Below are 24,281 nucleotides of genomic sequence, written 5' to 3'. Positions count from 1 at the left end.
TTAATTCAATAACACTGCCCCTTAAAAAATATCAACATTAGTTGTTGTAATATCATCATTAATGTATGACTCAATTTCTTGATAAAGAAGTTGAGTTGCTGGATTTTGCATTTTTTCATAATTACTCACTAAGTAATAACTAGGAATCTTATCCTCCATTACTTTCATATCAATCGCCTCTATCAATATTCCTTGTTGTAAATACGACTCAACAAAAATACGATTAATGAAAGCGATACCGAGCCCCTGTATTGCAGCTTCAATTGCATGCATTGAGCTTTGAAAGTAAACCTTACTCTGATTTGGATGCGGTTTGATATTATTATTAGCTAAAATCAAATCCCATTGAATTAATCTATTGGTCGTTTCAATCAACGTACTGGTCGCTAATAATTCCGTTGAAAGTTTGATTAAAGGCCGATCAATATAACTCGAAGCACATACCGCAATCATTTGTTCTTGAAATAATAACCGGCAATATTTCTCATTCGGCCTATCAATACAGTAACGTATTGAAATGTCTATATTTTCTCTATTTAAATCTAACATTTCAATGGTATCAATAAAGACAACTGAAATATCATTTGCCGTTAAGTATCCGTAATTAATACGTGGTAATAACCATCGATTTAATAACGTCGGTGGAATCGACACCGTTATTTTTTGTGTTTTTGTTATAAAACCCACATCAGTCGTCGCTCGAATTAAATCTTTTAGAATCAATGAAATACGACCAAAATATCGTATTCCGGCATTGGTTAATTTAATTTTTCGATGTTGACGAATAAATAATTTTTGACCTATAAATTCCTCAAGCGTCTGGATCTGATGACTCACAGCTCCTGGTGTTACAAATAATTCTTCAGCGGCTAATTTAAAACTTTGTAACCTTGCACAAGCTTCAAAATAAATAATACCTTTTAACGGGGGAAATGATCTCAATTTTTATCCTTAAGTTATTTTTTCTCAACTATTCGTATATTTTTATTGATTTGAGCTATTGTAACTAATGATACATCATAGGCGTAAGGTATTTTACATTAACGTTTAATGATCATAATTTATTTAATAATATAGATTAACCATTCAAAGGTGCAATAATGAAAATTAAAACAATTGCTGTGGCCATGCTCTTTACTTTACCCTCTTTTATGTCACAAGCCGCAATGACATTAACCAGTCAAAATGTAACCAATGATCAAACATTGAGTAATCAGCAGCTCTTTAACCAATGGGGCTGTACCGGGAAAAATGAATCTCCACAATTAAGTTGGACCGATGTTCCGGCTGGAACAAAAAGCTTTGCGGTAACAATGTACGATCCTGATGCACCAACAGGCAGTGGTTGGTGGCATTGGAGTGTGATTAATATTCCCGCTGATGTACATTCACTTGTCGAAGGCGCTGGTACTGTTGGTGGTAAAGCATTACCAAAAGGTGCAAGTATGGTAACTAATGACTTTGGCTTTAAAGGGTTTGGTGGCGCGTGCCCACCGCCAAATGCAAAACCACATAATTACCAAATCACTGTTTATGCATTAAATACAGCGAATATTAAACTACCTGAAAATGCATCACCAGCATTAGCAGGTTATAACATTTTAGCGCACGTTATTGGTAAAGCTCGTCTTATTGCACCGACTAACGCACGATAAAAACACCTACCACTTCACACAAAAGCCACTCTTCATAGTGGCTTTTTAATAATACTAATACTTCTCTTGTATTTATCCCCTCCAGTTTTCCCATTATTATGTATAGTTTATGCTATATATAAACCAGATACAGAATAGTAACCTCTTTATCACCAATAACACCCTATACTGCTATCAACAATATACAGAATGACGTACTATTTAATGATATACATAATATTAAATAAGGTACAGCATGACACATTGGAAAAACATTCGTCTTACACATCAAACAATTACTGGCAATTCATTAACAATCGATGCTGTTTATCCACCAGAATTTGAAAGTAATATACAAGATGAAATTCAATATTTAAAAACTGTCTATGGTTGCCAACAAGCATTTAAAAAAAAGGTTATAAGCCTCATTTGCTCTTATGATGGACGCTTAGTTAGTTTTAACTATTCATAATAATAATACCGATTACAATAAATTTATGACCTAATTTAATACCCTTTTTCGTCATTCCCGACAGTGAATGCCCGCGAGGGTGATAGGTCCTATAATGGTAGCACATGCGAATCTAATGCTTTTGAAAGATGACCACTTATAATTAATGGTATTGGTATTGGTATTGGTATTGGTATTGGTATTGGTAAATATAATACTTAAATTATAGTTAGAGACATTATTTTATATTAATGAAGATAATAGGATTTATCGGAGTAAAAATAGTAGCAGGAAAGGACATTAAGAAAAGCAGTGAAAGTGATGATCGTTAAATACGGATCCAAGATACTACAAAAGCGTAAATAACATTGTTATTTACGCTTTTATCAAACTTTATAGATTAACTATAAAATTATAGAGCTACAACGTTTGCAGCTTGAAGACCTTTTTGGCCTTGCTCTACTTCAAAAGACACTTTCTGGCCTTCAGCAAGAGTTTTGAAGCCTTCAGAAGCGATTGCACGGAAATGAACGAATACGTCAGCGCCGCCATTGTCTTGAGTAATAAAACCAAAACCTTTCTCTTCGTTAAACCACTTTACTAGACCAGTTGATTTGTTAGACATAATGTGTCCCTTAATATAGATTTTTTAAAATTATCGCAAAATGCGATGCACTGAAGCTTAAATTATTCAATATGATGATGAAAAGCGAAGGGAAACACTAGTGTACACAACAATAACGAAGATGTTTCTAAGGGTTTTTCTTTAACTTAATTCTCAATCAATAACTCTAGCTACAGAGTAAAAGTATATTCGCATTAAACCTTGCGGTTGTAAAGTTTTTTATAGCGTACATTTTGTGACCGGTTTTAAAAAAGGTATACATATCAATAGCCAACCATACCAATGATCGACTAGTGGTTCACATTGGGATGACACAATAAAACTCACCGCTAGGTCAAAAATTTAGCCGCTTTAGTATAAGCATTAAATCACAACCACTAAAAGGCAGAAACCCTACCTTTTAGTGGTATATACGAAAATCAAGACACTTTATTCATTCGTGCTAATCGCTTTTTTCTTAAATCTATACAATACCAATAAAGGTAGCAATGCAACATAAGAAAACATCAAAAAACCAAACGTATATACAAATGCCAGTAATGTCGATTGTTGGTGCAATAGCGCACCTAATTGAGCAATAAAGTTAGGATCAGTAACCGTGGTATGGTGCTGCATTGCCTGCTGCTGCAATATAGGATTCATTGGGGTAATATCAGCACCTAATGCATGCCATTCACGCTGTTGTGTACGGCTAAAGTAAGTATTTACTATCGATATACCAAATGAACTACCAATGGTTCGACAAAGGTTATACATCACCGCCCCACCAACTGCATATTTCGCCTCTAAGGTTCGATATGCCATTTGACTCAATGGGGCAAATACTAATCCCATTCCCATGCCTTGAATAATTGACGGTATTAATACCCAATATAAATTAATATTCATTGAGTATTGCATCATTAAATAAGTACCAAAGATACTAAATCCAAGTCCGACAGCCACCAGCATTCGGGGATCTAATCGATCCATGTATTGCGCCATGACTAACAATACAATCGCTGATGTTAACCCGCGGGGTGCCATCACAAACCCCGTCGTCTCGACCGGATAATGGAGTAACTGTTCCAACATCATCGGTTGTAGCTGCGTAATACCAAATAACCCCATCGAAAAGCCTGCCATGATTAAACATGACACCGCAAGGTTACGGTCTTTTAGTAGCCACATTGGCGCGACATCCCCTTTTGTACGCCATGAACGCACAATGAAGAATACCCAAGCAATCGCACTAATGATCAATGAAAAGAGAATAAAGTTAGATGCAAACCATCCTTCTTCATTGCCCCTATCAAGTACCATTTGCAGTAGACCAATACCAACGGTCATGCCTATAACTAATGGCCAATCTAATTTTGATTCACCTTTACCGTCTATCTTAACGAACAGATAAACCAAGGTAAGACATAATGCACCTACAGGTACGTTGACATAGAAAATCCAGCGCCAATCCATATTTTCAGTGATAATACCACCGACTGTTGGACCTAAAATAGGACCCAATAAAATACCGACACTGAATAATGCCATCGCTTTACCGCGCTCACTTGCAGGGTAAATTTGTACCATGGTTGATTGTGCTAATGGAATAACAGACGCACCAAACGCGCCTTGCATTATTCGAAAGATAACCATCTCAGCAAGGCTATCAGCTTGACCACACAAAGCGGAGCTAATGATAAAACCAATCACCGAAACGATGAGTAATCTACGCACACCAAATTTAAGCGCAAAATAACTTGCCAGCGGTATACAAATAGCTTCAGCCATTGAGTAGGAAGTAAGTACCCACGTCACCTGCTCAGATGTAACCCCTAGTGCCCCCATCATATGTGGCAATGCAACGTTGGCAATCGTCATATCCAGCAATACCATGATCGCTGATAACATAACGGCTAAGGTGATCCATGTGCGATTAGCTGGCGTGACTGACCCACTCATTACTTCGTCTCTGATTGGGTATCAATAGTCACATCAGCACTCGCACCCACACGAAGTAATGGCTTATTTTTTAAATCAGTAAATTTTACTCGAACAGGGAAACGTTGAGGCACTTTCACCCAGTTGCCGGTTGCGTTTTCAGGGGGTAATAATGAGAAAGATGAACCACTCGCAGGTGAAAGTGCTTCAACTTGACCTTGATAAGTCACATCAGGATACATGTCTAAAACAACATCTGCTGTCATACCTACTTTTAATAAGCCGACATCTTTTTCTTTATAGTTAGCTTGCAGCCATGCGGTGTTGTCTTCAATTAATGGCATCATTGCAAGACCAGGCGAAACAACACTACCAGGGCGAACAGTGACTTTTCCTAACTCACCATCATATGGCGCATAAATATTGGTATACGATAGATTTAACGTAGCTTGGCTTAATGCAGCTGCCGCTTGTTTTACCTGCGGGGCTTCATCGCCTTTCGCACCTTGTTGATTAATCAATTGCGACATTTTTGCACGAGCAGCTTCAAGTGCCGTTTGCGCACCAGCTAATTTTGCTTTGACATCATCACCTTGTTGTAACGGTAATAATTTACGGTTCACTAAATCCATCACACGATGGTATGTTTTTTGAACATCAACAAGGTTAGCATCAGCCGCACGTACATTCGCACTCGCCGCTAAAATTGCATCATCGGTGGCTTTATTTTGCTGACTGGCCACTTCATAAGCCGCTTTCGCTTGTTCTAACTGAATTTCATAAGGCGCAGGATCAATCTTAACTAATAAATCCCCTTCAGTAACATGCTGATAATTTTCAACATTAACATTTAAAACCTTACCGCTAATTTGCGGTGCAACATAAAGAATGTTGGCATGAATATAAGCATCTTCAGTACTTGGATATAATTTTTGATGGCGAGTATAAAAATATCCTGCGGTACCTAAACCAGCAGCAATAATAATAAAAATGATAATATTACGAAACTTATTTGATTTTTTTGCTGGTTTTGACTGTTCTATTTGAGCCGTATCTGTCGTTGCCATGGATTTATCCTATTTAGCTAATAGTTAGCTAAATTTGAGTCTAGATGATAGGGATTATTTTAGCTAAAAATGTTTACCTGCTAACAAAAAATACATACACACATTAACAATAGTGCAACTGTATTATTATAAACATAAATACAAAAATTAAAGTGTTGAAATAATAATCCTGCAAACCAAGGCTTTCAAGTACAGCAAACAGTGATAGAGTTCACAAACTGCTTTTATAAGCATTCATTTTAAGCATTAGCGAATATGAATTAGAGTAAAAGCATTAATTTAATGATTTTCCCTCACTAAACCACCACTATCAGATAACTTTTAGTTCTTTTTATTATTTAACTTTAAATATAAAAACTTAAAAACCATTTTTATTAATGGTTACTTTTTAAGCGTTACGTAACTAATACACGCACTAAAATAAAGTTTCTCAGCTGGAACGACATAATTTGGACATATCTAAATATAAAAACCTCAACAATGTGAGGTTTTTATTCGAGCCAATAATCAAACTCTTTTTTAACGAAAATCAACCCATCGTGATTAGCGACGATGACTCACTTTATCAACTAAATATAAAATTGAGCGGTACTCAATACCACTGTGTTCTGATAAACCAATTTCACAGGTTCGACTATTTGAATACCCTTCACTACACCCTGCCGGTACTTGCGCTTTTAATGGGGCGAGAGCACTGGCATTAAGTTCTGGTTTAGTAAAGCCTTTGTCGCCCGCAAAACCACAACAGCTAATATCATCGGGAATAATCACATGTGGCGCACAGGCTTTAGTTACTTGCTCGATAAGTGGTGCTAAGCCTTGGCGTCGTGACGTACAAGTAATATGTAGCATCACCGGCTCTTGCTGAGGGATAATTTCTAATCTTGAGAAGACAAACTCAGCCACAAATTGGAACGGTTCATAAATAGTAAGTTCTTTTCGTAAATGTTGCTTACTGGTACTGGCACATGGGCTGGTATCCATCAATATCGGATATTGGCCTTGCTCTGAAGCCTCCCACAAAACGCGTTCAAGTTGCTGTGCTTTAAGGTGTGCTGTTTCAGGAAAGCCTTTACTGGTATAAGGCATTCCACAACATTGATTATTGAGATCTGCAGGCAATATCACCTCATAGCCTGCTTTTTCCAGCAAAGACATCGTTACTTCAGCCAATGGACGTTTATCTTTTGCTTGTACTTCAACCCCCATATTTCGAGCTGCACAACTTGGAAAATACACCACTCGCTCTTTTGTTATCCCGTTAATAACAGGGGCTATTATTTTCGCAGCAGGCAATGGTAAATGTGGCGTCCATTGCGGTATTTTATGCCCTGACAGTTGATAAGCCTTTTGCGTTAGTTTACGCATTTTGTTCGTGCCCAATACTTTATGCATTTGGCTCGCAATAGTTAATCCAGCCTTTGCAGAAGCGGTCACTGTTGCAAAATGGTCCCCTGTCCATGAAGCAATTTTCTTGGCTTTTTCAGTGTGATTTTGGCGTAATTTACGCACTAAATCCCCAGTATTAATACCAACAGGGCAACGCTCAGCACACAGCCCAGTAGCCGCACAGGTATCAAGTCCATAATAGCGGTAGGTTTTTTCCATTGCGGCTAAACGAGCAGGATCTTCATTACTGCGTCGCAAACGTGATATTTCACGAAATACGGTATTACGCTGACGCGGTGTTAACGATAAATTACGTGATGGACATACTGGCTCACAAAAACCACACTCAACACATTTATCAATAAGCTCATCCGCAATGGGCATGGCTTTCAAATGCTTAATATGTGCTTTTTTATCTGCATTAATGATCACACCCGGATTTAATATTCCGCGCGTATCAAAAATAGCTTTAATCGCCAGCATCAGCTGATAGCCATCATACCCCCACTCAAGTTCAATAAAGGGTGCCATATTGCGACCCGTACCATGCTCGGCTTTTAATGAACCTTGATAATCAACCGCCACCAATTGGGCAACAGCATCCATAAATGCGCTGTAACGTTCAATTTCAACTTGCGTATCAAATGCCTGTGTAAAGACAAAATGTAAATTACCCGCTAAAGCATGACCAAAAATGATCGCTTCATGATATTCAAATTGCACAAAGAGTGTTTGTAAATCACGTACGGCGGGCGCTAATTGTTCAATTGGAAAGGCGACATCTTCAATGATAACCGTTGTGCCACTTTCTCGTACTGCACCAACAGCCGGAAATAGTTCTTTACGAATGCCCCATAATTGCTCACACACTTTAGCATCACGACTAAAATCTATTTGTTTAATGGGCGAAAACGCATTGATTATCTGTTGTATTCCATCACTTTGAAGCAGCAGATCGTGTTCATCTTCAGCATGCAGTTCAATTAATAATGCCGCTGCCTCAGTATTACCATCCACACCTAATTGCGCAATAAAACGTGGCATGCCGGGCTTTTCAGCTACGGATGCTAATGAACGGTTATCCATTAACTCTACCGCTGCAACACGGGTTTTACTGAGTTGGCTGACAGCAAGACATGTTTGTTCAATATCAGCAAACACGAACAGACCAGACGCTTTAAAAGCATGGTTAATAACAGTGTTATAAGTCACATCAGCAATAAAACCTAACGTCCCTTCTGAGCCAATAAATAAATGTTGCAAGACATCAATCGGATCATCAAAATCCACCAACGCATTAAGGCTGTATCCAGTAGTGTTTTTTAATCGATATTTATGACGAATTTTATCGGCTAAAACACGATTAGCTTGGCATTCACTCACCAATAGCATCAGTTCTGAAATCATCTTTGGATGACTTTTTTTAAACGCGGCAATACTGTTGAGATCTAAAGTATTAAGCAAAGTACCATCGGCTAAAACCACCGTCATACCTGCAATGGTACGGTAGCTATTTTGAGAAGTACCACAACACATACCTGAAGCATTATTAGCAACAATCCCTCCAATTTTACAGCTATTGATTGAACCGGGATCGGGGCCAATTTTACGTCCAAATGGGGCTAAAATGGTATTCGCTTCTGCACCAATAAGACCCGGTTGCAGCCAAATTTGAGCACCCTCATTCAACACTTTATAATCACGCCAACGTCGCGTTAAGGTAATTAACACAGAATCAGACTGTGCTTGACCAGAAAGACTGGTGCCTGCTGCGCGAAACGTAATGGCTATTTGACGTTCATAACAGGTTTTAATCGCAAAAATAACTTCATCGAGTGTATCAAGCTGTAGAACTAATTGCGGTAACAAACGGTAAAAACTCGCATCAGTACCATAAGCCAAGGTTAAGGTTGGATCGGTAATAATTCTTTTTTCATCAATTTGCTGGCGTAATTGTTCTATCAAATCCGTATAAGCAGGCTGCATCATTGCTCCATGTGATTATTTTTAAGCATAAATACCATGCTTACTATTTCAATAAAGGATGAATAATTTTACTGCTATCGGTATAGTTGATATATATTGATTAATTCACATCTGTGTTGCAAAAACTATACTAATGCCAACCACTAAAAATTTATTACTGTTTTACCATCTAATTGAAACCGGTTCCTTTTGTAAGGCCGCCGATCATATCGGCTTAACGAAATCCGTCGTCAGCAAACGCATAACAGCGTTAGAGAATGCGTTAGGGGTACAACTCATTTACCGCACCACTCGAAAATTAACACTGACAGAAGCTGGGGAAGTGTTTTATCACCATGCTAGAGAAGTGTATAACGCAGTTCAAAATGCCAATGACGCCATGAGTGGTTTAGGTGAAAGTTTAACGGGCAATATTCGCTTAACGGTTCCCACTATCTCTGGTGAACTTATTCTGCCAGAGGCGATTGCCGCTTTTAGTGAGAAATATCCCGATATTCACATTGAAATGGATCTCGATAATCGTTTTGTTGATTTAGTACAGGAAGGATTTGATCTCGCTATTCGTACAGGCGCAATGCCGGACTCTAGTTTTATTGCACGACAATTGGTAGAAGCGCGGTGGGTGATATGTGGTGCACCCAGCTATCTTGCTCAACATGGTACGCCTGTCGATACCGAACAATTAAGTTGCCATAATTGCCTTGGTTATAGCTTTCAAGAAACAGGGGCTAATGCTTGGCTCGTTAACGATAAATTCGGCACCCATACGATCAATGTTCATGGCAATTTTACAACCAATAATGCTTCTGCACTACGGGGGGCAGCATTACATGGTCAAGGCTTGGTTTACGTTCCTAAGATATTAGTCGCTCAAGACTTAGCCCAAGGCGCATTAGTTGAAGTATTAGCACCTTATGTCGCTAAATCATTAGGTATTTATGCGGTATATCCTTATACCAAACAGCAACCAACTAAAGTCAAATTATTCATTGAGCATTTATATTATTATTATCAACGCAATCGTAATCAGTTCCAATAACCCCTTACTACATCGTGTGTTTATTACACTATGCAATACTGATCACATCAAACCATATGACATTACCACCAATATGAATATCGACTTCTTCATCGATTTCACGGCCAAGTAATGCTTCACCAAAAGGCGATGTTGGCGTCACAATAATCACATCTTGCCCATCAATAATAAACTTTAATCCACCGGCTGCAGGACCTAAAAATACACGTTTGACGTTACCATCATGATCTTCTAAACAGACTAAATGACCAACAACAACCGTATCTTGTTGGGTGGGCATTGTGGCCAATAACTGTTGATACGCACTAATATCAGCTTTGCATTCAGTCACTCGCAATGCTTGACCATGAGCAAGATAAGAAGCTTCTAATGCAAAAGTATCATATTTATTTTCAGCCACATTTTCATCGTCAGTTGCGGTATTATAAGCACGCATCGCAGCCTCAGTCGCTATTTGTAACGTCTGTTCTAACTGTGCCTGAATACGCTCAAGTAACGCTTGTTTGTTCATTAACGATTAACCTATTAGCTAAATGGGCGCTGATTATACATTGAATAGAAACACAAACAAAAACAACAACGATCACCGCCATTAAATGCTCATTAAAACCTAAAGAAAGTCCAATATCGTCCGATATAAGCACTTACTCATTATGAAAAGTGGCGGTGTCTATCAATATGTCTATTTTAAAACGACTATTATGCGTGATCAGCTTATTCACTATCGTCCAACCAGCTTTGGCATTAACTCCGACTCATTTACTTAATTATCAAGATAGCTACGGTAATATTTCATTAACAGACAGTGGCGATATTCGATTACCCGATCCCCTCGTAGTCAGTGGTGATCTTAATCTTGAAAATAGTCGTATTCGTTTGTTACCGCTAAGCCTAACGGTTAAAGGAAATCTTAATTTAGCCTATAGTCATATTGAATATTTACCTTTAGCACTCAAAGTCGATGGCTATATCAACCTTGCATACTCTAAAATTAAAGAGCTTAACTTTGGACTGCAAGTGCACGGTGATCTCAGTGTTGCTCATACTCAACTCAAAAAATTACCCGATAACTTATATGTTAAAGGGAATTTGTTACTTCAAAATAGCCAACTTCGAGCCTTACCTAATAAACTGGTTGTCGACGGTAATATTTATATTGGTAATATGTCGCTTACTACCTTACCTAGCGATCTTATTCTTGGTGGTAATTTATATAGATAATTAGAAATAGTGCATAATAATTATTATTAATAAGAAACAAATCAACACCAAAGCAAACGATTGCTTTTTATAGGCATTAAAAATTTAAAGTATTACATAACAAGGAGTATAAGTTAGCCAGAAATTTTACAACGTGAATATAGATTCCTGGCCACTTTGCGGTTGAGCTTTGTTATAAACAATTTTCAACAAACACTTAATTAGAGGATAATTAAATGTATTCATTTCTTTATCACCCACAAAGAAATGTTTTCTTAAACTTAAGCTTTAACTGCTTTAGTTGTTTGATTTTTATGGTAAAACCACTGTCTGCGACTGCGTGTTTTCATTATAAACCTCTCATTTATTTCCCAATGAGCAAGGTTGATATCACTATATATTAATACCGTTCTTACTCGACTATTCGTGTTCTAGTTAACCAATCTTATATGACATTACAATGACATATTAATTGAATTACGATGAACAACTTCTTTTATATATATTTATGACAACAATGACTATAAATAAGTTCCGTCGTGGATAAATATGATGGTGATAAGGTTTCGTGGAGGATAATTTAGGAAAGAATATAATCTACTACTTTCTGTTTTTTACAATTAATTTCACCTAACGATCTATATCAACCTAGTTAATATAAATATGTTTTTGCTGTTTGACAACCATTGATGGTCTTTTTTTTGTGCAATATGTCTTAATTTGGTTATTTATTGGATAAAAAAAGAGCTAACATATTGCTAAATAAGTAAAATTTTTTAGCTTTTATTTTATCCCTTGCTTGTGTTTTTTTATTAATTATGCCGCCATTTTGACGCTCATACTAAAAATACGCCGATAATATTTTTTTACTCATGATAAGAACACAAATACTGTTCTAACATCTATGCTTAACAATGAGAAAAAGTTTTAGATTCAGGAAAGAACTATGACGGTACACAGTATCACTATTGAGCTTATCGCTAATGCGCCTAAAAAGGTATTATTTGCATTACTTTCAGATCATGAACAACTACACCGATTTTTTAATGCGCATTACATTTTATTACGTCCCGGAAAACCCCATAATAATGGGATCGGCGCTATACGTGAAGTGAATAATGGTTTTTTCGTTTATCAAGAACAAATTATTGATTTTAAAGAAAATGAACATCTTCATTATAAAATTATAACTGGTGCACCCGTTGCAGAGCACGGTAGTTGGATAAAATTTATTAGCATTAATGCAAATCAAACCAAGATCCTCTACCACATGACCTTTACGCCTAAATTTATAGGGACAGGGTGGCTGATCAAACAACATATTTATCGCTTTATTAAACTCGCATTAGTTAAATTAATTCATTTTAGCGAAACTAACGCCGATCCCCTCAATAAAGTAGTCTATCCACATTCCTAATGATCCATACCACGTTAATAATCAAGCGTTACTCCACAGATTTTACTATTTTACAGTATTACTCGCTCAATAATTGATCATGGCACTATAAATAAATTTGAATTTATTGATTAATAGTCACATCTAGCTATGTTTTGAGTACATTTTATGAATACAATTCAACCGCTGTTAACAACAGAACGCTTAATTCTTCGTCCGTTAGAATTATCTGACGCAACCAAAATACAACAACTTGCAGGAAATGTTGATATCGCAAACGGTACCATTAGTGTTCCACACCCTTATTCTGATGGTATGGCGGGAAAATGGATCGGTAAACACTTAGCGGGATGGTATAGTCACCAATCAGCTATCTTTGCCATTACACTAAAAAGTAATCACCAACTGGTAGGCTGTGCTGGATTAGAAAATATTAATCAGAACAGCGCGCAACTGGGCTATTGGATTGGCGTACCATTTTGGGGTAACGGTTATTGTACTGAAGCCGTTGAGCGTATTAAAGAATTTGGCTTTAATAAGCTTAATTTACAACACCTTTACGGTCGCCATTTAAAAACAGTATCAGGTCCTGAAAATGTCATGCTTAAAATTGGCATGAAAAACGTCACAACGTTAACCATACCTAGTCACCATCTATCACAAGATGATATTGCTATTTATGAGGTAATCAAACAAGTTGCTTCATAAGCATCTGAACATATCTAACCACAATAAATTAGCCCTCCTGCGCGTTGAAGCGATAGCAAGAGTAGTATTTGTCCCTATTAGTCGTTAGCATGTTAATCCACTTACTGGACTCGTTAATAGGTATGAATAGTGAAATCACCATGTATTGCTAAATGTAAAAATAACGCAGGAATGTGCAGTGGCTGCTTACGCACAATGACAGAGATCAGCCACTGGATAGCTTATCAAGAACACCAACAACTGGCGATAATGGCAGATATTAAAGCGATTAAAGCCACTCACCAATGCCCACAATGCCAACAGCCAGCACAATGTGATATTAGTGCGGGAAAATCAACATGCTGGTGTTTTGATATTGAACCACGCCAAACATCGTCAGATTCACCGAAGGTTTGCCTGTGCCGACAATGTTTATCACTAATGCCAACAATATAATATATCCAGCAGCATTACTCAAAGCCAACCTTTACGCTACCAATATCATACCAATCCGTTACAATCATCAGTTCTATTATTTGACTATACAATTAAGATAATACAACGCACATAGATGCTCGGTGTTATCTGGAACTCACATGGATATGAAAGTTAATAAACGTCAGGGGCAACTGCTTAACGAGACAATTGCTCAATGGCAACAGCAACAGCTAATTGATACTCAACAAGCGCAGCAATTGCGCCAGAGTTACCGCATTATCAGTTTTGATTGGAAGCTGCTGGCGGTCTATTCATTCTGGGTCGCTATTGCTTGTTTCATTTTATCAGTGATCTTATTAGTCGCTGATGATTATTTAATGGCACTGATGTCACGCCTGATTAATACCCCTGCAAGTGTATTAACGATTATCAGCACCCTCATTGCTGGAGGATTCTTTTTTCTTGGTGTCAAACGTCGACAACGTTACCCAGAAAAAACAGTCAGTAATGAAGCGATGTTTTTCTTTGGCGTACTCATAACTGCCGTTGCCAGTGGTTTTTTAAGTCATACTGCGATGGCACAAAATTGGCGTGAAAGTCTTTTTATTCTTATTCCTACTATCACCTATCTCATTATTGGTGTCCAACTACGCTCTGTCTTAGTGTGGCTATTTGCTTTATTCGGTGTGGGGCTCTGGGTATTAACAGAAACCTCTTATCTCGCCCCAAATCACTATCTCTTCTGGGGGATGAATATTCCATTACGGTTGACAGTGATTGGCGCACTAATTATTGGGCTCAGTGCCCTTGTAAAACATAATCCCCGACTGTTATATCTCCAAGAAGCAACGCTATTTATCGGGTTACTGTATTTCTTTAGCGCCTTATGGATGCTAACTATTTTTGGTAATTATGACAGTTTAAGTGCTTGGTCACATATCAAACAAATTGAGCTATGGGGTTGGAGTGTTGCAATGATATTCCTGACCTTAGGCGCTATTCTCTACGGGATTAAATATAATAACCCACTAATAAGAGCTTTTGGGATCATCTTTTTATTATTGTGTTTATATAGCCGTTATTTTGAGTTTTTTTGGGGAACACTGCATAAAGCGCTCTTTTTTGCGATATTAGCTTTAAGTTTTTGGTGGATAGGTAGCCGAGCAGAAAAGCTGTGGCAATTAGGAAATAAACACTAATAAAAAGCCGCTGTCATGATAAACATCAAGCAGCGGCATTATTTATAGATACAATGTCTTTCATATATAGTGAAATCATAAAATGTGGGCATATATTATTTAACGGCATGCCTTTCTAAATTGTATAATCGGATTTCATGCAACACGCGCTCGGTTAGCATTTCATTCATATTTTCTCGTATTGATGCCTGCATATCAGAAATCACAGGAAATACAGTCTGATTCATTTCATCTAAACAGTTCTTAGACACTTTCATCTTCAAATCAAATTCAAATGAAGCAAGCACTAAAAATTTTTCCATTCGTTCAATAACAACATCAATCATGTAGCTATCTGCACCTAAATCTAACAATTCTTGCTCAACAATTAATTCTAACGGCGTACGATCTCGAAGCTGTTCTTTTACTGGAAACGCAAGAATATTTGACATCATATCCTCCTCATAATCAGTAATAATTATCCGTTGACAATTATTATAGTAACATTGCTGCTACATTCATCCTATGTGTAATTGTTGCTCTTGAAAAGCGCATTTTTAATAAAAGTTACGCTACATCACTATAAAGCAAGAATTGAAGACCTAAAATTAAACATTAAAAACTATAGATATCAAAGTGTTATAATGATATTAATTCTTTATGATAGATAAGATATTTTTTTTGAAATAAGTTATCTTAACCATACCTCATTGTTGATAAGTATCACAAATCAAAGAGTATGATGAAAACGATCTCAGTTTCGCGTATAACTTAGCGTAACAATAACCAATAATAATATTAAGTGATATCGTTCATTTAACAGGGAGTTTGTATGAAAAAAAACCTATTCGTTGCCAGTACTATTGCTATCGCATTAACACTGAGTGGCTGTTCAGATAATGAAGTTGGCGACGTTTCTTTAGGTATGTTTACCACTAAAGACATTAAACTAAATACATTAGTCGATCCTGTTGTACCAGGTGTTACTTGTCATATTGCAAGTATTGAAGCCGATTTAAGTTTAGCGGATCCATCTGACTCCTCAATTTCATGCCGTCAAACAGGCGAAATAACCCCTGATATGATAGCGAAAATTGATAAATCAAAATCAGGTGAAGTGGTATTTAAAAAATCGAAAAGTATTTTCTTTAAGACAATGAAGATACGTCGTATTTATGATCCACAATCAGAAACATTGATGTATTTATCATATTCAACCAAAACCACTACCGGTAGTTATAAGCACAGTTTATCAACCGTACCATTATGGGGTACTAAAGCTTACGTTGCTCATACTCCTACAGCCAATATTCAATAATATCCACATATCGCTTCTTATTCTTTCTGATTTAGAAGCGATATATTGCATTACCTTTTTCACTTGTCCCTCATAAATCATATAAAAAACCAATAATCACACCATAAAAAAAGCCGATTTAATAACAATAACCAACATTACATAAACATCTACCCCACAAACACAATAACCATTATTGAAAAGTGTGATTCCGATTCCGATAATATCTCTTCTCATTTGTTCTTTTTTTGGCATAGTTCACACCATAACAATACATATTAACTATATATAATTACTTAATATTCCCCGAGTGAATAACTATGCGACCAAACACTAAAAAATCGATTGCTTTCAATATGCCTTCCCAATCAATCACTCTGTTAGCGAAGCTTTGCTTACTGACTTTTACTACTCTGCCATTAACTAATATGGCTATTGCACAAGAGACGACCCAAACAAGTACACCAACAATCATCGACAATATATTAATCAATCCTGATATTGGTATTACTGATCACCAATCATTTAATATTAATGGTGATCCATGGTGGAACAAGCCAAGCCATCCAGAAACATCCGTAGTGTACTTTCGATGGTATTGGGAAGAATTAGAGCCTAAAAAAGGACAATATAATTTCCAGCTCATTGATGAAACAATTAATCAAGCCGCTGCATTAGGTAAAAAAACCGTTATCCGATTTATGACAATGGCAGGAAAAGATGAGGTTTATTACAACCCGTCCTCTAATGAAGGTAAAAAAATATTGGGTATACCCTGTTGGGTCAAAAAACAAGTTGATGAAAATACAGCAGGGGCAAGTTGCGCTGATAATAATCACTTTGTGGTCGATTATAAAAACCCGATTTTAAAAAAGAACTTACAACGGTTTATTAAAGCAATGGGAGATCGTTATAACAATAATAATAATATATTACGTTTAGATATCGGTTTAGTAGGCACTTGGGGAGAATGGAACCTCGCATCACAAATGGGCTATCAACAACCAACGCTAGGTCATCATGGGTATGATACGAAAGATTTAATCCCCTATGTCAAATTAATGCAGAATGCTTTTCCTAACAAGCAGTTATCTATTGATTTGGCATCTACTGATGATGATATTACAAGCTATGCAACCAAGCGCAATATTGGCTGGCGTGCTGATTGTATCGGAGACTGGCAACCCGATTGGAATCATATGGATCAAGGCTATCCCAATACCATTGAACACATACAAGGCAATGGCCATAATACGAATAAGCATGCAGATCCCCATTTTCTTAATCGTTGGAAACAAGCACCCGTTGATTTTGAAGTTTGCCAGGATCTCGATTCCTGGGCACAAAATGAAAAAATTTACACGCAGGATAAAGTTAAAAAGACATTTGACTTTGCCCTCGATTCACATGCCTCATTATTTAATCTAAAGTCAGGTAATGTTCCTATAATATATAAAGATCTTATGGATGATTTTATTAAAAAATTGGGCTATCGTTTCGAAATATCGTCAGTTGAGATCAGCAGTCGATTTACACCGTCATCACCCATAACTATCGCCTCAACGTGGAAAAATACAGGAGTGGCACCTAGTTATAATAATTATCCTGTCGTATGGCGTTTACGTAACGACGATAATCATGTCATTACTTATTTCTCTACCAATAATGATATTCGCGCTTGGTTACCGGCTGATAATCGTGACAGTGACGCGCCAAAACATGAGCAAATAAACACATTTAATTTACCACATAATATTGAGCCGGGTAATTATAAGCTTGATGTCGCACTGGTTGAGCCATCAACGACTACGGCAAAAATCAAATTGGGCATTGATGGTATAACGCATGATAATTGGTATTATATTGATAGTATAAATATCAACCACTAATCACAAAAAAGCGCCTATTCATTATGAATATGGCGCTTTTCACTTATTTAAGCGTGTTGATATAATTCATTTGCTAAAAATAAGGAATTTCCTTACCCAACTTAACCATTACTAAATAATTGATTTTTCTATATATATTGCTATATTTAGATAAAATGTTTTTTGAGTCAATCACTGTCATATTGCCCCAGCATGACAAGGTATGAATACCATCAGAAAATGGAACGACAGGCATTACATCTTTAAAAAATTCTTCTGTATAAGCGGTTTTTGATAGCGTCGTAATATGCATTACTTTTAAACTACCACCATATGTTACAGCGCAGTTTTGACAAACACGGTAATAATTATTATCACGGTCAACAATCGGCCCGCCATTACGACCAAAAGCCTTATCATTTGCGATAGGAGAGCAAGGGTGAGGTTGATAATCACCTAATAAGGTATCTGCAAAAAATAACTGCTGCTTAAAAGGTTCGTCTGAAGTAGAGGTAAATAAGTAAAATACACCATCAACTTTTTTTACACAGCTATCAATGTATTTACCACCGCTAAGTAACGTTTTTACCTTCTCAAATTTAATGCCATTAAATTTATACAATGACATTTCATTTAAATCTGACGTTTCAATAATAGAATATAACTCATTTTCTTCTTCAAACGTAAAAGGAAATGATTTATGTCCCACAATTTTATTTACATCGTCAAAAAAATCATAACGTTTACCATCAAAATCAACGCATTCAATTTTTCCGTTACCATGAGAGTAGTCAAAAATCTCATAAGCAATATAATTTTTATTGTTTAATGTAAACACAAAAGGATCTGCTTCAAAATCTTTATCTGTAAAATTAAACCAATGAATATCATAAGCATTTAAGCCATTCATAATCACGTCTAATGGATGCTCTTTGATCAAGCCAATACGCCAGAAATCTTGATCAGTAAATTTATTTAACAACTTCATTTAATTTAATTCCTTAAATGCTCCACATAACGTGAAACACAATATAGGTAAACACAGGAAAAATATTTATTTCATATATAACTAATGCTAATCAATATACAGCATGTATACATTAATTCTGTTATAAATATAACACAATAAATATAAATAAAATATATACTCAATTATGATGATATCAATAATATAAAAATTTATTTATTTATTTGACTAATCATAAAAAATACACATTTGTAAAACACCGATAATAACTCAAGAAGGTCACACATGATGCCAATAGTAAATAAATACCTCATCTTTGGGTGTTTTTTTAGCTTATTTTCACCTACGGTTGTACAGGCTATGACAATTGAATATCAACCAACAATAAGTGACAAAATATTAGTCAATCCTGATATTGGAATTACTGACCACCAAACTATTGATATTAAAGATAACCCAAACTGGAATATACCGAGCTACCCAACGACGTCGGTTGTTTACTTTCGCTGGTATTGGGAGCAATTAGAACCTAACAAAGGTCAATATAACTATAAACTGATCGATGATACGATTCGAGCCGCCAAAAAAGCCAACAAAAAAGTTGTTATCAGGTTTATGACGTTAGCTGGATTAAATGAAACCTATTATTCGCCTAAATCGCAAGATACTAAAAAAATACTTGGTATTCCTTGCTGGCTAAAAAAGCAATTAGACCCTCACACACACAATCGTTGTAGTAATGACAATAGCTTTGTCATTGATTATAACAACATAATATTTAAGAAAAATTTGCAGCAGTTCATCACGGCAATGGGGAAACGCTATGATCATAATCCAAACATCTTACGCCTTGATGTCGGTCTTGTTGGTACTTGGGGAGAGTGGCATTTAGCAACACACTATAAGGGAAAAAGACCTACGCTAGGGCATATTGGCTATACGACGGCAGAATTAATACCGTATATTGACATGATGCGTAACGCTTTTCCCAATAAAATGCTTTCGATTGATCTGGGCTCACCTGATGATGCTTTTGCCAGTTATGCCACTAAACACGGTTTAGGTTGGCGAGCAGATTGCCTTGGCGACTGGGCTAAAGGCTGGAATCATATGCAACAAGGATACCCCCAGACACTACGCCATATCGAAGGAAAACAGACAAAGGATATAAAATCCAACACTACAGATAAATTTGATGATCCGTTATTCTTATCTCGTTGGGAAAAAGCCCCCGTTGATTTTGAAATTTGCGATACAATGCTACAATGGGCTCAACAACCTACTATTTATACTCAGCAAAAAGTTAAACAAACTTTCACAACGGCCCTTACACTACATGCTTCATTATTAAATTTAAAATCAAGCCCTATTCCAAAAGAATATCAAGCTTTATTAAATAATTTTTTAAAAAAAATAGGCTATCGTTTTATTCTTAATAAGGTAACACTTAGCAGTAGTTTTATACCTGGTAAATTAATAAAAATAACATCAACATGGAAAAATGTTGGTGTTGCACCAAGTTATAACAATTACCCTATCGTATGGCGAATTGTAAATAAGAAACACAAAGTCATCGCATATTATAACACTAAAAATAATATTACACATTGGCTACCCGCTAAAAATTTAGATGGTATTTCACCGACTTATAATCAAAATAACGACTTTACATTACCTAAAAATATACAACCAGGAGAGTATATACTTGAAGTAGGCCTAGTAACACCACATACACATAATGCAGCAGTCTCAATTGCTATTAATAATAAAGATAATAATCGATGGTATTCATTAATACACTTTATTATCAAATAATAACTAAGATCAAAAATTAATAATAATAATTAATATTGATATTACTTCTAAATATATTTTGCTAGGAAAATTATGTTACTTAGTGCTTTTTTATTATCAACCGTCATGCATAATAACCATCCTTCGGTTATATTACCTAAACACCCTATAATAACTGAACAGAAACAAAAAAATAACTTTCAGATTCAACCTCATAATACGAGTGTCAATAATCAGGTTCTCAATCCTCATCCTATTAATGATATTTTAGTTAATCCCGATATAGGATTAACTGATTTTTACACTATTGATAGCCATGATGATCTTTATAATCCTATTAAAAGCTACCCACAAACGAGTGTTGTATATTACCGTTGGTATTGGGAGCAATTGGAGCCAGAACAAGGCGTATATGATTTCGGCATCATAGAGAAAACACTAGCTCAAGCAATTGCACATCATAAAAAACTTGTTTTCCGTATTATGACACTCTCAGGTAAAGACGAATATTATCAATTAAGTGATAATCATAATATTATTTTAGGCATTCCTTGCTGGTTAAAGAAACAACTTATCAACGGCAATAACGACTACGCTCAAGAATCGTGCTCGCGTTCTGATAAGTTTATACCTAATTACAATGATCCTTACTTTAAACAACAAATTACTAAACTAATGATGGCATTGGGGAAAAAATTTGATGGGAATCCAAATCTCCTCCGTATTGATACCGGACTTGTTGGTACATGGGGTGAATGGAATCTTTCTGAGCGCACTAACGCCAAAATTTCAAATATACCTGATTTAACCGATCAGGGTTACACTGAAAAAGATCTGCAATTTTATATCAATTTGGTTGCAAGGGCATTTCCTCATACTCAAAAAACCACGCTAATGGCTTCAGCTCATGAAGATTTTATGAGTTATGCAACGTCGCATTTTCACATGGGATGGAGAGCAGACTGTTTAGGTGATTGGAATCAAAGCGGTTGGAATCATATGGAAAATGGTTACCCTGATGCGATTGCACACGCAATGGGTAAAAATGAGATTGTTAACCACAATGTTGATCATGCATTTTCTCAACGCTGGAAAAAAGCACCGGTAGATTTTGAGCTTTGTAATACACTCAACACATGGTCTAAACAAACGTGGTTATATACTTACGATAAAATACAAGACACATTCAATTACGCACTAGAGCAGCATGCATCATTGATCAATGCTCGATCATCAATGATACCAACACAATATCAACCGATTATCGATAATCTATTGCGAAAATTAGGTTATCGGTTTGAACTTCAACAACTCACAACCCAACAATCAGTATATCAAGGGGATATGTTATTGTTGAAAAGTCAGTGGGCAAACACAGGTGTCGCCCCTAGTTATAATAATTACTCACTAAAATGGCGATTACGTTCCTCGTCAGGTGCAATTGTAGCCACTTTTAATACCAATACCAATATCAGGAAGTGGTTACCAGCAAATGTGCTTGGTGGCACACCTCCAACTTATCATGTTGAAAATAAAGTTCATATATCAGGAAATATTGCTGCTGATTTTTACTTTCTCGATGTTGGGTTAGTATCCCCAAAAACAAATAATGCTGTTGTAAAGTTAGGCATTGAAGGCAAACTGGACGATAACTGGTACAACATCACGACGATTACAATTTTAAAAAAGCAATAATTAAAAATAAGGCATATCACCGATTTACTACTATTAAATAGCGTTGGTGATATGCCTTTATTCTTAATTTAAAAAATGCGCTTTAAAATAATCCCAAATACCAAAGGAAAAATGTTTAAAAATATCAATACCCAACGCTGATTTAATTAAATATAACGTCAATACAGCAGAAACAAATAGAAAAAACAAACCAAACACTACAGCCAACGCTTTGATAACCGTTGTAATACTCGCTCGACGGCGTGGTGCTTTACGGCGATCTTTACCTAATAAAAACACAGCATAATAACGCCACCGCCCAATACCAATAACGGGACGAAAATCAATACAATGGTGATCATAACTACTATTGATAGCAATTGATTCTTCAATAGCAGCTAACTGTTTTTTATCAAAGGTATCACGTATTTCAATGGGGATCGTGTGAACTATACGATCAATAACACCTTGCTGGCTTTGAGTATATTTACTATTTGAAGACACGCTACTCACCTATTATTTATCATTTTCTGCTGCTAAAAATACATCGTACGTTTGCTTTGCAATTAAATTCCAGTCATATTTTTTTAAATACTCAGCATAACAGACTAACGGTTGATCAACAGCAGTGGTAAGTAATGTGGCTAATGCTTGACTATCACCACATGCAAAGTAGCATTTTTCATCTAAATGAACGGCTTTATTAGCAGGAATATCACTCACAACAACCGGTAAAGAAAAAGACATTGCCTCTAATAGTGCTATTGGTAACCCTTCACTAAACGAAGGTAAAACAAAAGTATCGGCTTGCGAGAAAATACTATTAAGCGCTTCTCCTGATAAAAAGCCAGTTAATACAACACCCGGTGTCGCAAGGGCCGTGGCTTTTAATTTTTCACTATAGGCTGTCGGTTGATCGCTATCACCAACAAGGACTAATTTCTTATTAATACCACTGCGCTTGTAAGCCTCTAATAATACATCTAGCCCTTTTTCTTGTGAAAAGCGACCAACAGCAACCACGTAATCACGCGCCGATAAATCATAACGATCTAAATATTGCTGAATAATTGGTTGATTCGGTAATTGAGGCTTATTGACACCATTAAAAATCAGATGGGTATCATTACGTCCATATTTTTCACTCATCAAATTTTGCATAAAATCAGAGATAACAATGACTTCAGAGGCATATTTCATCGCACACTTTTCACCTAAGCGTAAAATAAACTTCGCTAATTTACCCCATTTTTGGTGATCGTAATTTTGACTATGATGAGTAAAAACCACTTTTTTACCAAATAAACGTAACAATGGTGTCACGAGTCCCGGTCCAATCGCATGAATATGAACAATATCAGCGCCAGTTTTTATCGCATAAAAAGCAGCAAGTAACGAATGTAATGGAGCCTCTAAAGCTTTATTCGTGACAGCGGGTAAGGCGACGAGCTTCACCCCTTCGTAAACACTTGTAGTATAAGGTACATAAGGCTTACGAGCAGTGACGGTGATATCCATACCATATTTTTCAACTAACAATGGGTATAAAGCTTGGCAATGTGATTCCACACCACCTGCAACATTAGGAATACCACGCGTACCCAACACTAAAATAGATTTATTCACAATACCATCTCTTAAAATGTAAAATGCCAGCAATTAACTGACATT

The 24,281-nt window shown here is 36.3% G+C and carries 23 protein-coding genes; 12 read left to right on the top strand and 11 right to left on the bottom strand.

Going from position 1 to position 24,281, the window contains the following annotated elements:
* Window positions 1–21: 21 nt before the first annotated feature.
* On the bottom strand, window positions 22–942 hold the full coding sequence (locus BTO21_RS17450; RefSeq protein WP_045029512.1) for a LysR family transcriptional regulator: 921 nt from the start codon (window positions 940–942) through the stop codon (window positions 22–24).
* A 158-nt stretch (window positions 943–1,100) separates the two neighbouring features.
* Here BTO21_RS17450 and BTO21_RS17445 point away from each other — a divergent pair, with 158 nt between their 5' ends.
* Complete coding sequence (locus tag BTO21_RS17445) at window positions 1,101–1,655, top strand: YbhB/YbcL family Raf kinase inhibitor-like protein (RefSeq protein ID WP_045029511.1); 555 nt, start codon at window positions 1,101–1,103, stop codon at window positions 1,653–1,655.
* Between the two features lie 235 nt (window positions 1,656–1,890).
* Window positions 1,891–2,106 (top strand): hypothetical protein, encoded by a 216-nt coding sequence (locus BTO21_RS17440; protein ID WP_105026934.1) that lies wholly within the window; start codon window positions 1,891–1,893, stop codon window positions 2,104–2,106.
* A gap of 391 nt (window positions 2,107–2,497) precedes the next feature.
* Here BTO21_RS17440 and cspE read toward each other — a convergent pair whose 3' ends face one another.
* The 4 genes from cspE to BTO21_RS17420 form a co-directional block, all read right to left on the bottom strand.
* Complete coding sequence (cspE, locus tag BTO21_RS17435) at window positions 2,498–2,710, bottom strand: transcription antiterminator/RNA stability regulator CspE (protein WP_036791338.1); 213 nt, start codon at window positions 2,708–2,710, stop codon at window positions 2,498–2,500.
* 429 nt (window positions 2,711–3,139) lie between these two features.
* Window positions 3,140–4,651: a DHA2 family efflux MFS transporter permease subunit gene (locus BTO21_RS17430; protein ID WP_045029507.1), complete on the bottom strand. Its 1,512-nt coding sequence runs from the start codon at window positions 4,649–4,651 to the stop codon at window positions 3,140–3,142.
* Entirely contained in the window at window positions 4,651–5,697 is a 1,047-nt protein-coding gene (locus BTO21_RS17425) for an HlyD family secretion protein (protein ID WP_045029506.1), read from the bottom strand. Before BTO21_RS17425 ends, BTO21_RS17430 begins: the two co-directional genes overlap by 1 nt.
* A 543-nt stretch (window positions 5,698–6,240) precedes the next feature.
* Window positions 6,241–9,075: an FAD-binding and (Fe-S)-binding domain-containing protein gene (locus BTO21_RS17420; RefSeq protein ID WP_416055190.1), complete on the bottom strand. Its 2,835-nt coding sequence runs from the start codon at window positions 9,073–9,075 to the stop codon at window positions 6,241–6,243.
* A gap of 130 nt (window positions 9,076–9,205) precedes the next feature.
* Here BTO21_RS17420 and BTO21_RS17415 point away from each other — a divergent pair, with 130 nt between their 5' ends.
* Window positions 9,206–10,111: a LysR family transcriptional regulator gene (locus BTO21_RS17415; protein ID WP_045029502.1), complete on the top strand. Its 906-nt coding sequence runs from the start codon at window positions 9,206–9,208 to the stop codon at window positions 10,109–10,111.
* A gap of 28 nt (window positions 10,112–10,139) precedes the next feature.
* On the opposite strand, the gene BTO21_RS17410 is transcribed toward BTO21_RS17415, so the two are convergent.
* Window positions 10,140–10,622, bottom strand: a complete 483-nt coding sequence (locus BTO21_RS17410; RefSeq protein ID WP_045029501.1) for a GreA/GreB family elongation factor — start codon at window positions 10,620–10,622, stop codon at window positions 10,140–10,142.
* 167 nt (window positions 10,623–10,789) lie between these two features.
* Here BTO21_RS17410 and BTO21_RS17405 point away from each other — a divergent pair, with 167 nt between their 5' ends.
* From BTO21_RS17405 to BTO21_RS17385, 5 genes are all read left to right on the top strand, one after another.
* Window positions 10,790–11,332 carry a hypothetical protein gene (locus tag BTO21_RS17405; protein WP_205068426.1) on the top strand — a complete coding sequence of 181 codons (543 nt, stop codon included), beginning with the start codon at window positions 10,790–10,792 and terminating at the stop codon, window positions 11,330–11,332.
* A gap of 925 nt (window positions 11,333–12,257) precedes the next feature.
* Complete coding sequence (locus tag BTO21_RS17400; RefSeq protein ID WP_045029499.1) at window positions 12,258–12,728, top strand: SRPBCC family protein; 471 nt, start codon at window positions 12,258–12,260, stop codon at window positions 12,726–12,728.
* A 147-nt stretch (window positions 12,729–12,875) separates the two neighbouring features.
* Window positions 12,876–13,415, top strand: a complete 540-nt coding sequence (locus tag BTO21_RS17395; protein WP_045029497.1) for a GNAT family N-acetyltransferase — start codon at window positions 12,876–12,878, stop codon at window positions 13,413–13,415.
* A gap of 129 nt (window positions 13,416–13,544) precedes the next feature.
* A complete protein-coding gene (locus tag BTO21_RS17390; RefSeq protein WP_045029496.1) occupies window positions 13,545–13,850 on the top strand; it encodes a DUF1289 domain-containing protein in 306 nt (101 codons plus the stop codon).
* A gap of 140 nt (window positions 13,851–13,990) precedes the next feature.
* Window positions 13,991–15,031, top strand: coding sequence for a hypothetical protein (locus tag BTO21_RS17385; RefSeq protein ID WP_045029494.1), 1,041 nt, complete (start codon window positions 13,991–13,993; stop codon window positions 15,029–15,031).
* Between the two features lie 95 nt (window positions 15,032–15,126).
* Here the strand turns inward: BTO21_RS17385 and BTO21_RS17380 are convergent, their stop codons facing one another.
* A complete protein-coding gene (locus BTO21_RS17380) occupies window positions 15,127–15,462 on the bottom strand; it encodes a hypothetical protein (protein WP_045029493.1) in 336 nt (111 codons plus the stop codon).
* Window positions 15,463–15,842: 380 nt separating this feature from the next.
* Between BTO21_RS17380 and BTO21_RS17375 the strand changes: the two genes are divergently transcribed.
* Window positions 15,843–16,328, top strand: a complete 486-nt coding sequence (locus BTO21_RS17375; protein ID WP_045029491.1) for a CreA family protein — start codon at window positions 15,843–15,845, stop codon at window positions 16,326–16,328.
* 96 nt (window positions 16,329–16,424) lie between these two features.
* Here BTO21_RS17375 and BTO21_RS20130 read toward each other — a convergent pair whose 3' ends face one another.
* On the bottom strand, window positions 16,425–16,562 hold the full coding sequence (locus BTO21_RS20130; protein WP_156728300.1) for a hypothetical protein: 138 nt from the start codon (window positions 16,560–16,562) through the stop codon (window positions 16,425–16,427).
* A gap of 65 nt (window positions 16,563–16,627) precedes the next feature.
* On the opposite strand from BTO21_RS20130, the gene BTO21_RS17370 reads away from it, so the two are divergent.
* Window positions 16,628–18,196, top strand: a complete 1,569-nt coding sequence (locus BTO21_RS17370; RefSeq protein ID WP_045029490.1) for a DUF4832 domain-containing protein — start codon at window positions 16,628–16,630, stop codon at window positions 18,194–18,196.
* A gap of 73 nt (window positions 18,197–18,269) precedes the next feature.
* Here the strand turns inward: BTO21_RS17370 and BTO21_RS17365 are convergent, their stop codons facing one another.
* Window positions 18,270–19,163 carry a glucosamine inositolphosphorylceramide transferase family protein gene (locus BTO21_RS17365; protein ID WP_045029488.1) on the bottom strand — a complete coding sequence of 298 codons (894 nt, stop codon included), beginning with the start codon at window positions 19,161–19,163 and terminating at the stop codon, window positions 18,270–18,272.
* Between the two features lie 264 nt (window positions 19,164–19,427).
* Here BTO21_RS17365 and BTO21_RS17360 point away from each other — a divergent pair, with 264 nt between their 5' ends.
* On the top strand, window positions 19,428–20,957 hold the full coding sequence (locus BTO21_RS17360) for a DUF4832 domain-containing protein (RefSeq protein ID WP_239998002.1): 1,530 nt from the start codon (window positions 19,428–19,430) through the stop codon (window positions 20,955–20,957).
* A 72-nt stretch (window positions 20,958–21,029) separates the two neighbouring features.
* Entirely contained in the window at window positions 21,030–22,631 is a 1,602-nt protein-coding gene (locus BTO21_RS17355) for a DUF4832 domain-containing protein (protein WP_045029485.1), read from the top strand.
* Between the two features lie 63 nt (window positions 22,632–22,694).
* On the opposite strand, the gene BTO21_RS17350 is transcribed toward BTO21_RS17355, so the two are convergent.
* Together BTO21_RS17350 and BTO21_RS17345 are read right to left on the bottom strand one after the other, a co-directional pair.
* Window positions 22,695–23,114, bottom strand: a complete 420-nt coding sequence (locus BTO21_RS17350) for a hypothetical protein (protein ID WP_052672647.1) — start codon at window positions 23,112–23,114, stop codon at window positions 22,695–22,697.
* Between the two features lie 12 nt (window positions 23,115–23,126).
* A complete protein-coding gene (locus BTO21_RS17345; protein WP_045029483.1) occupies window positions 23,127–24,236 on the bottom strand; it encodes a glycosyltransferase family 4 protein in 1,110 nt (369 codons plus the stop codon).
* Window positions 24,237–24,281 lie beyond the last annotated feature (45 nt).

Source organism: Photobacterium phosphoreum, assembly GCF_002954725.1.
Lineage (GTDB): Bacteria > Pseudomonadota > Gammaproteobacteria > Enterobacterales > Vibrionaceae > Photobacterium > Photobacterium phosphoreum.
Note: the sequence above shows the minus strand (reverse complement) of the source record. Positions and strands in the feature narration are given on the sequence as shown.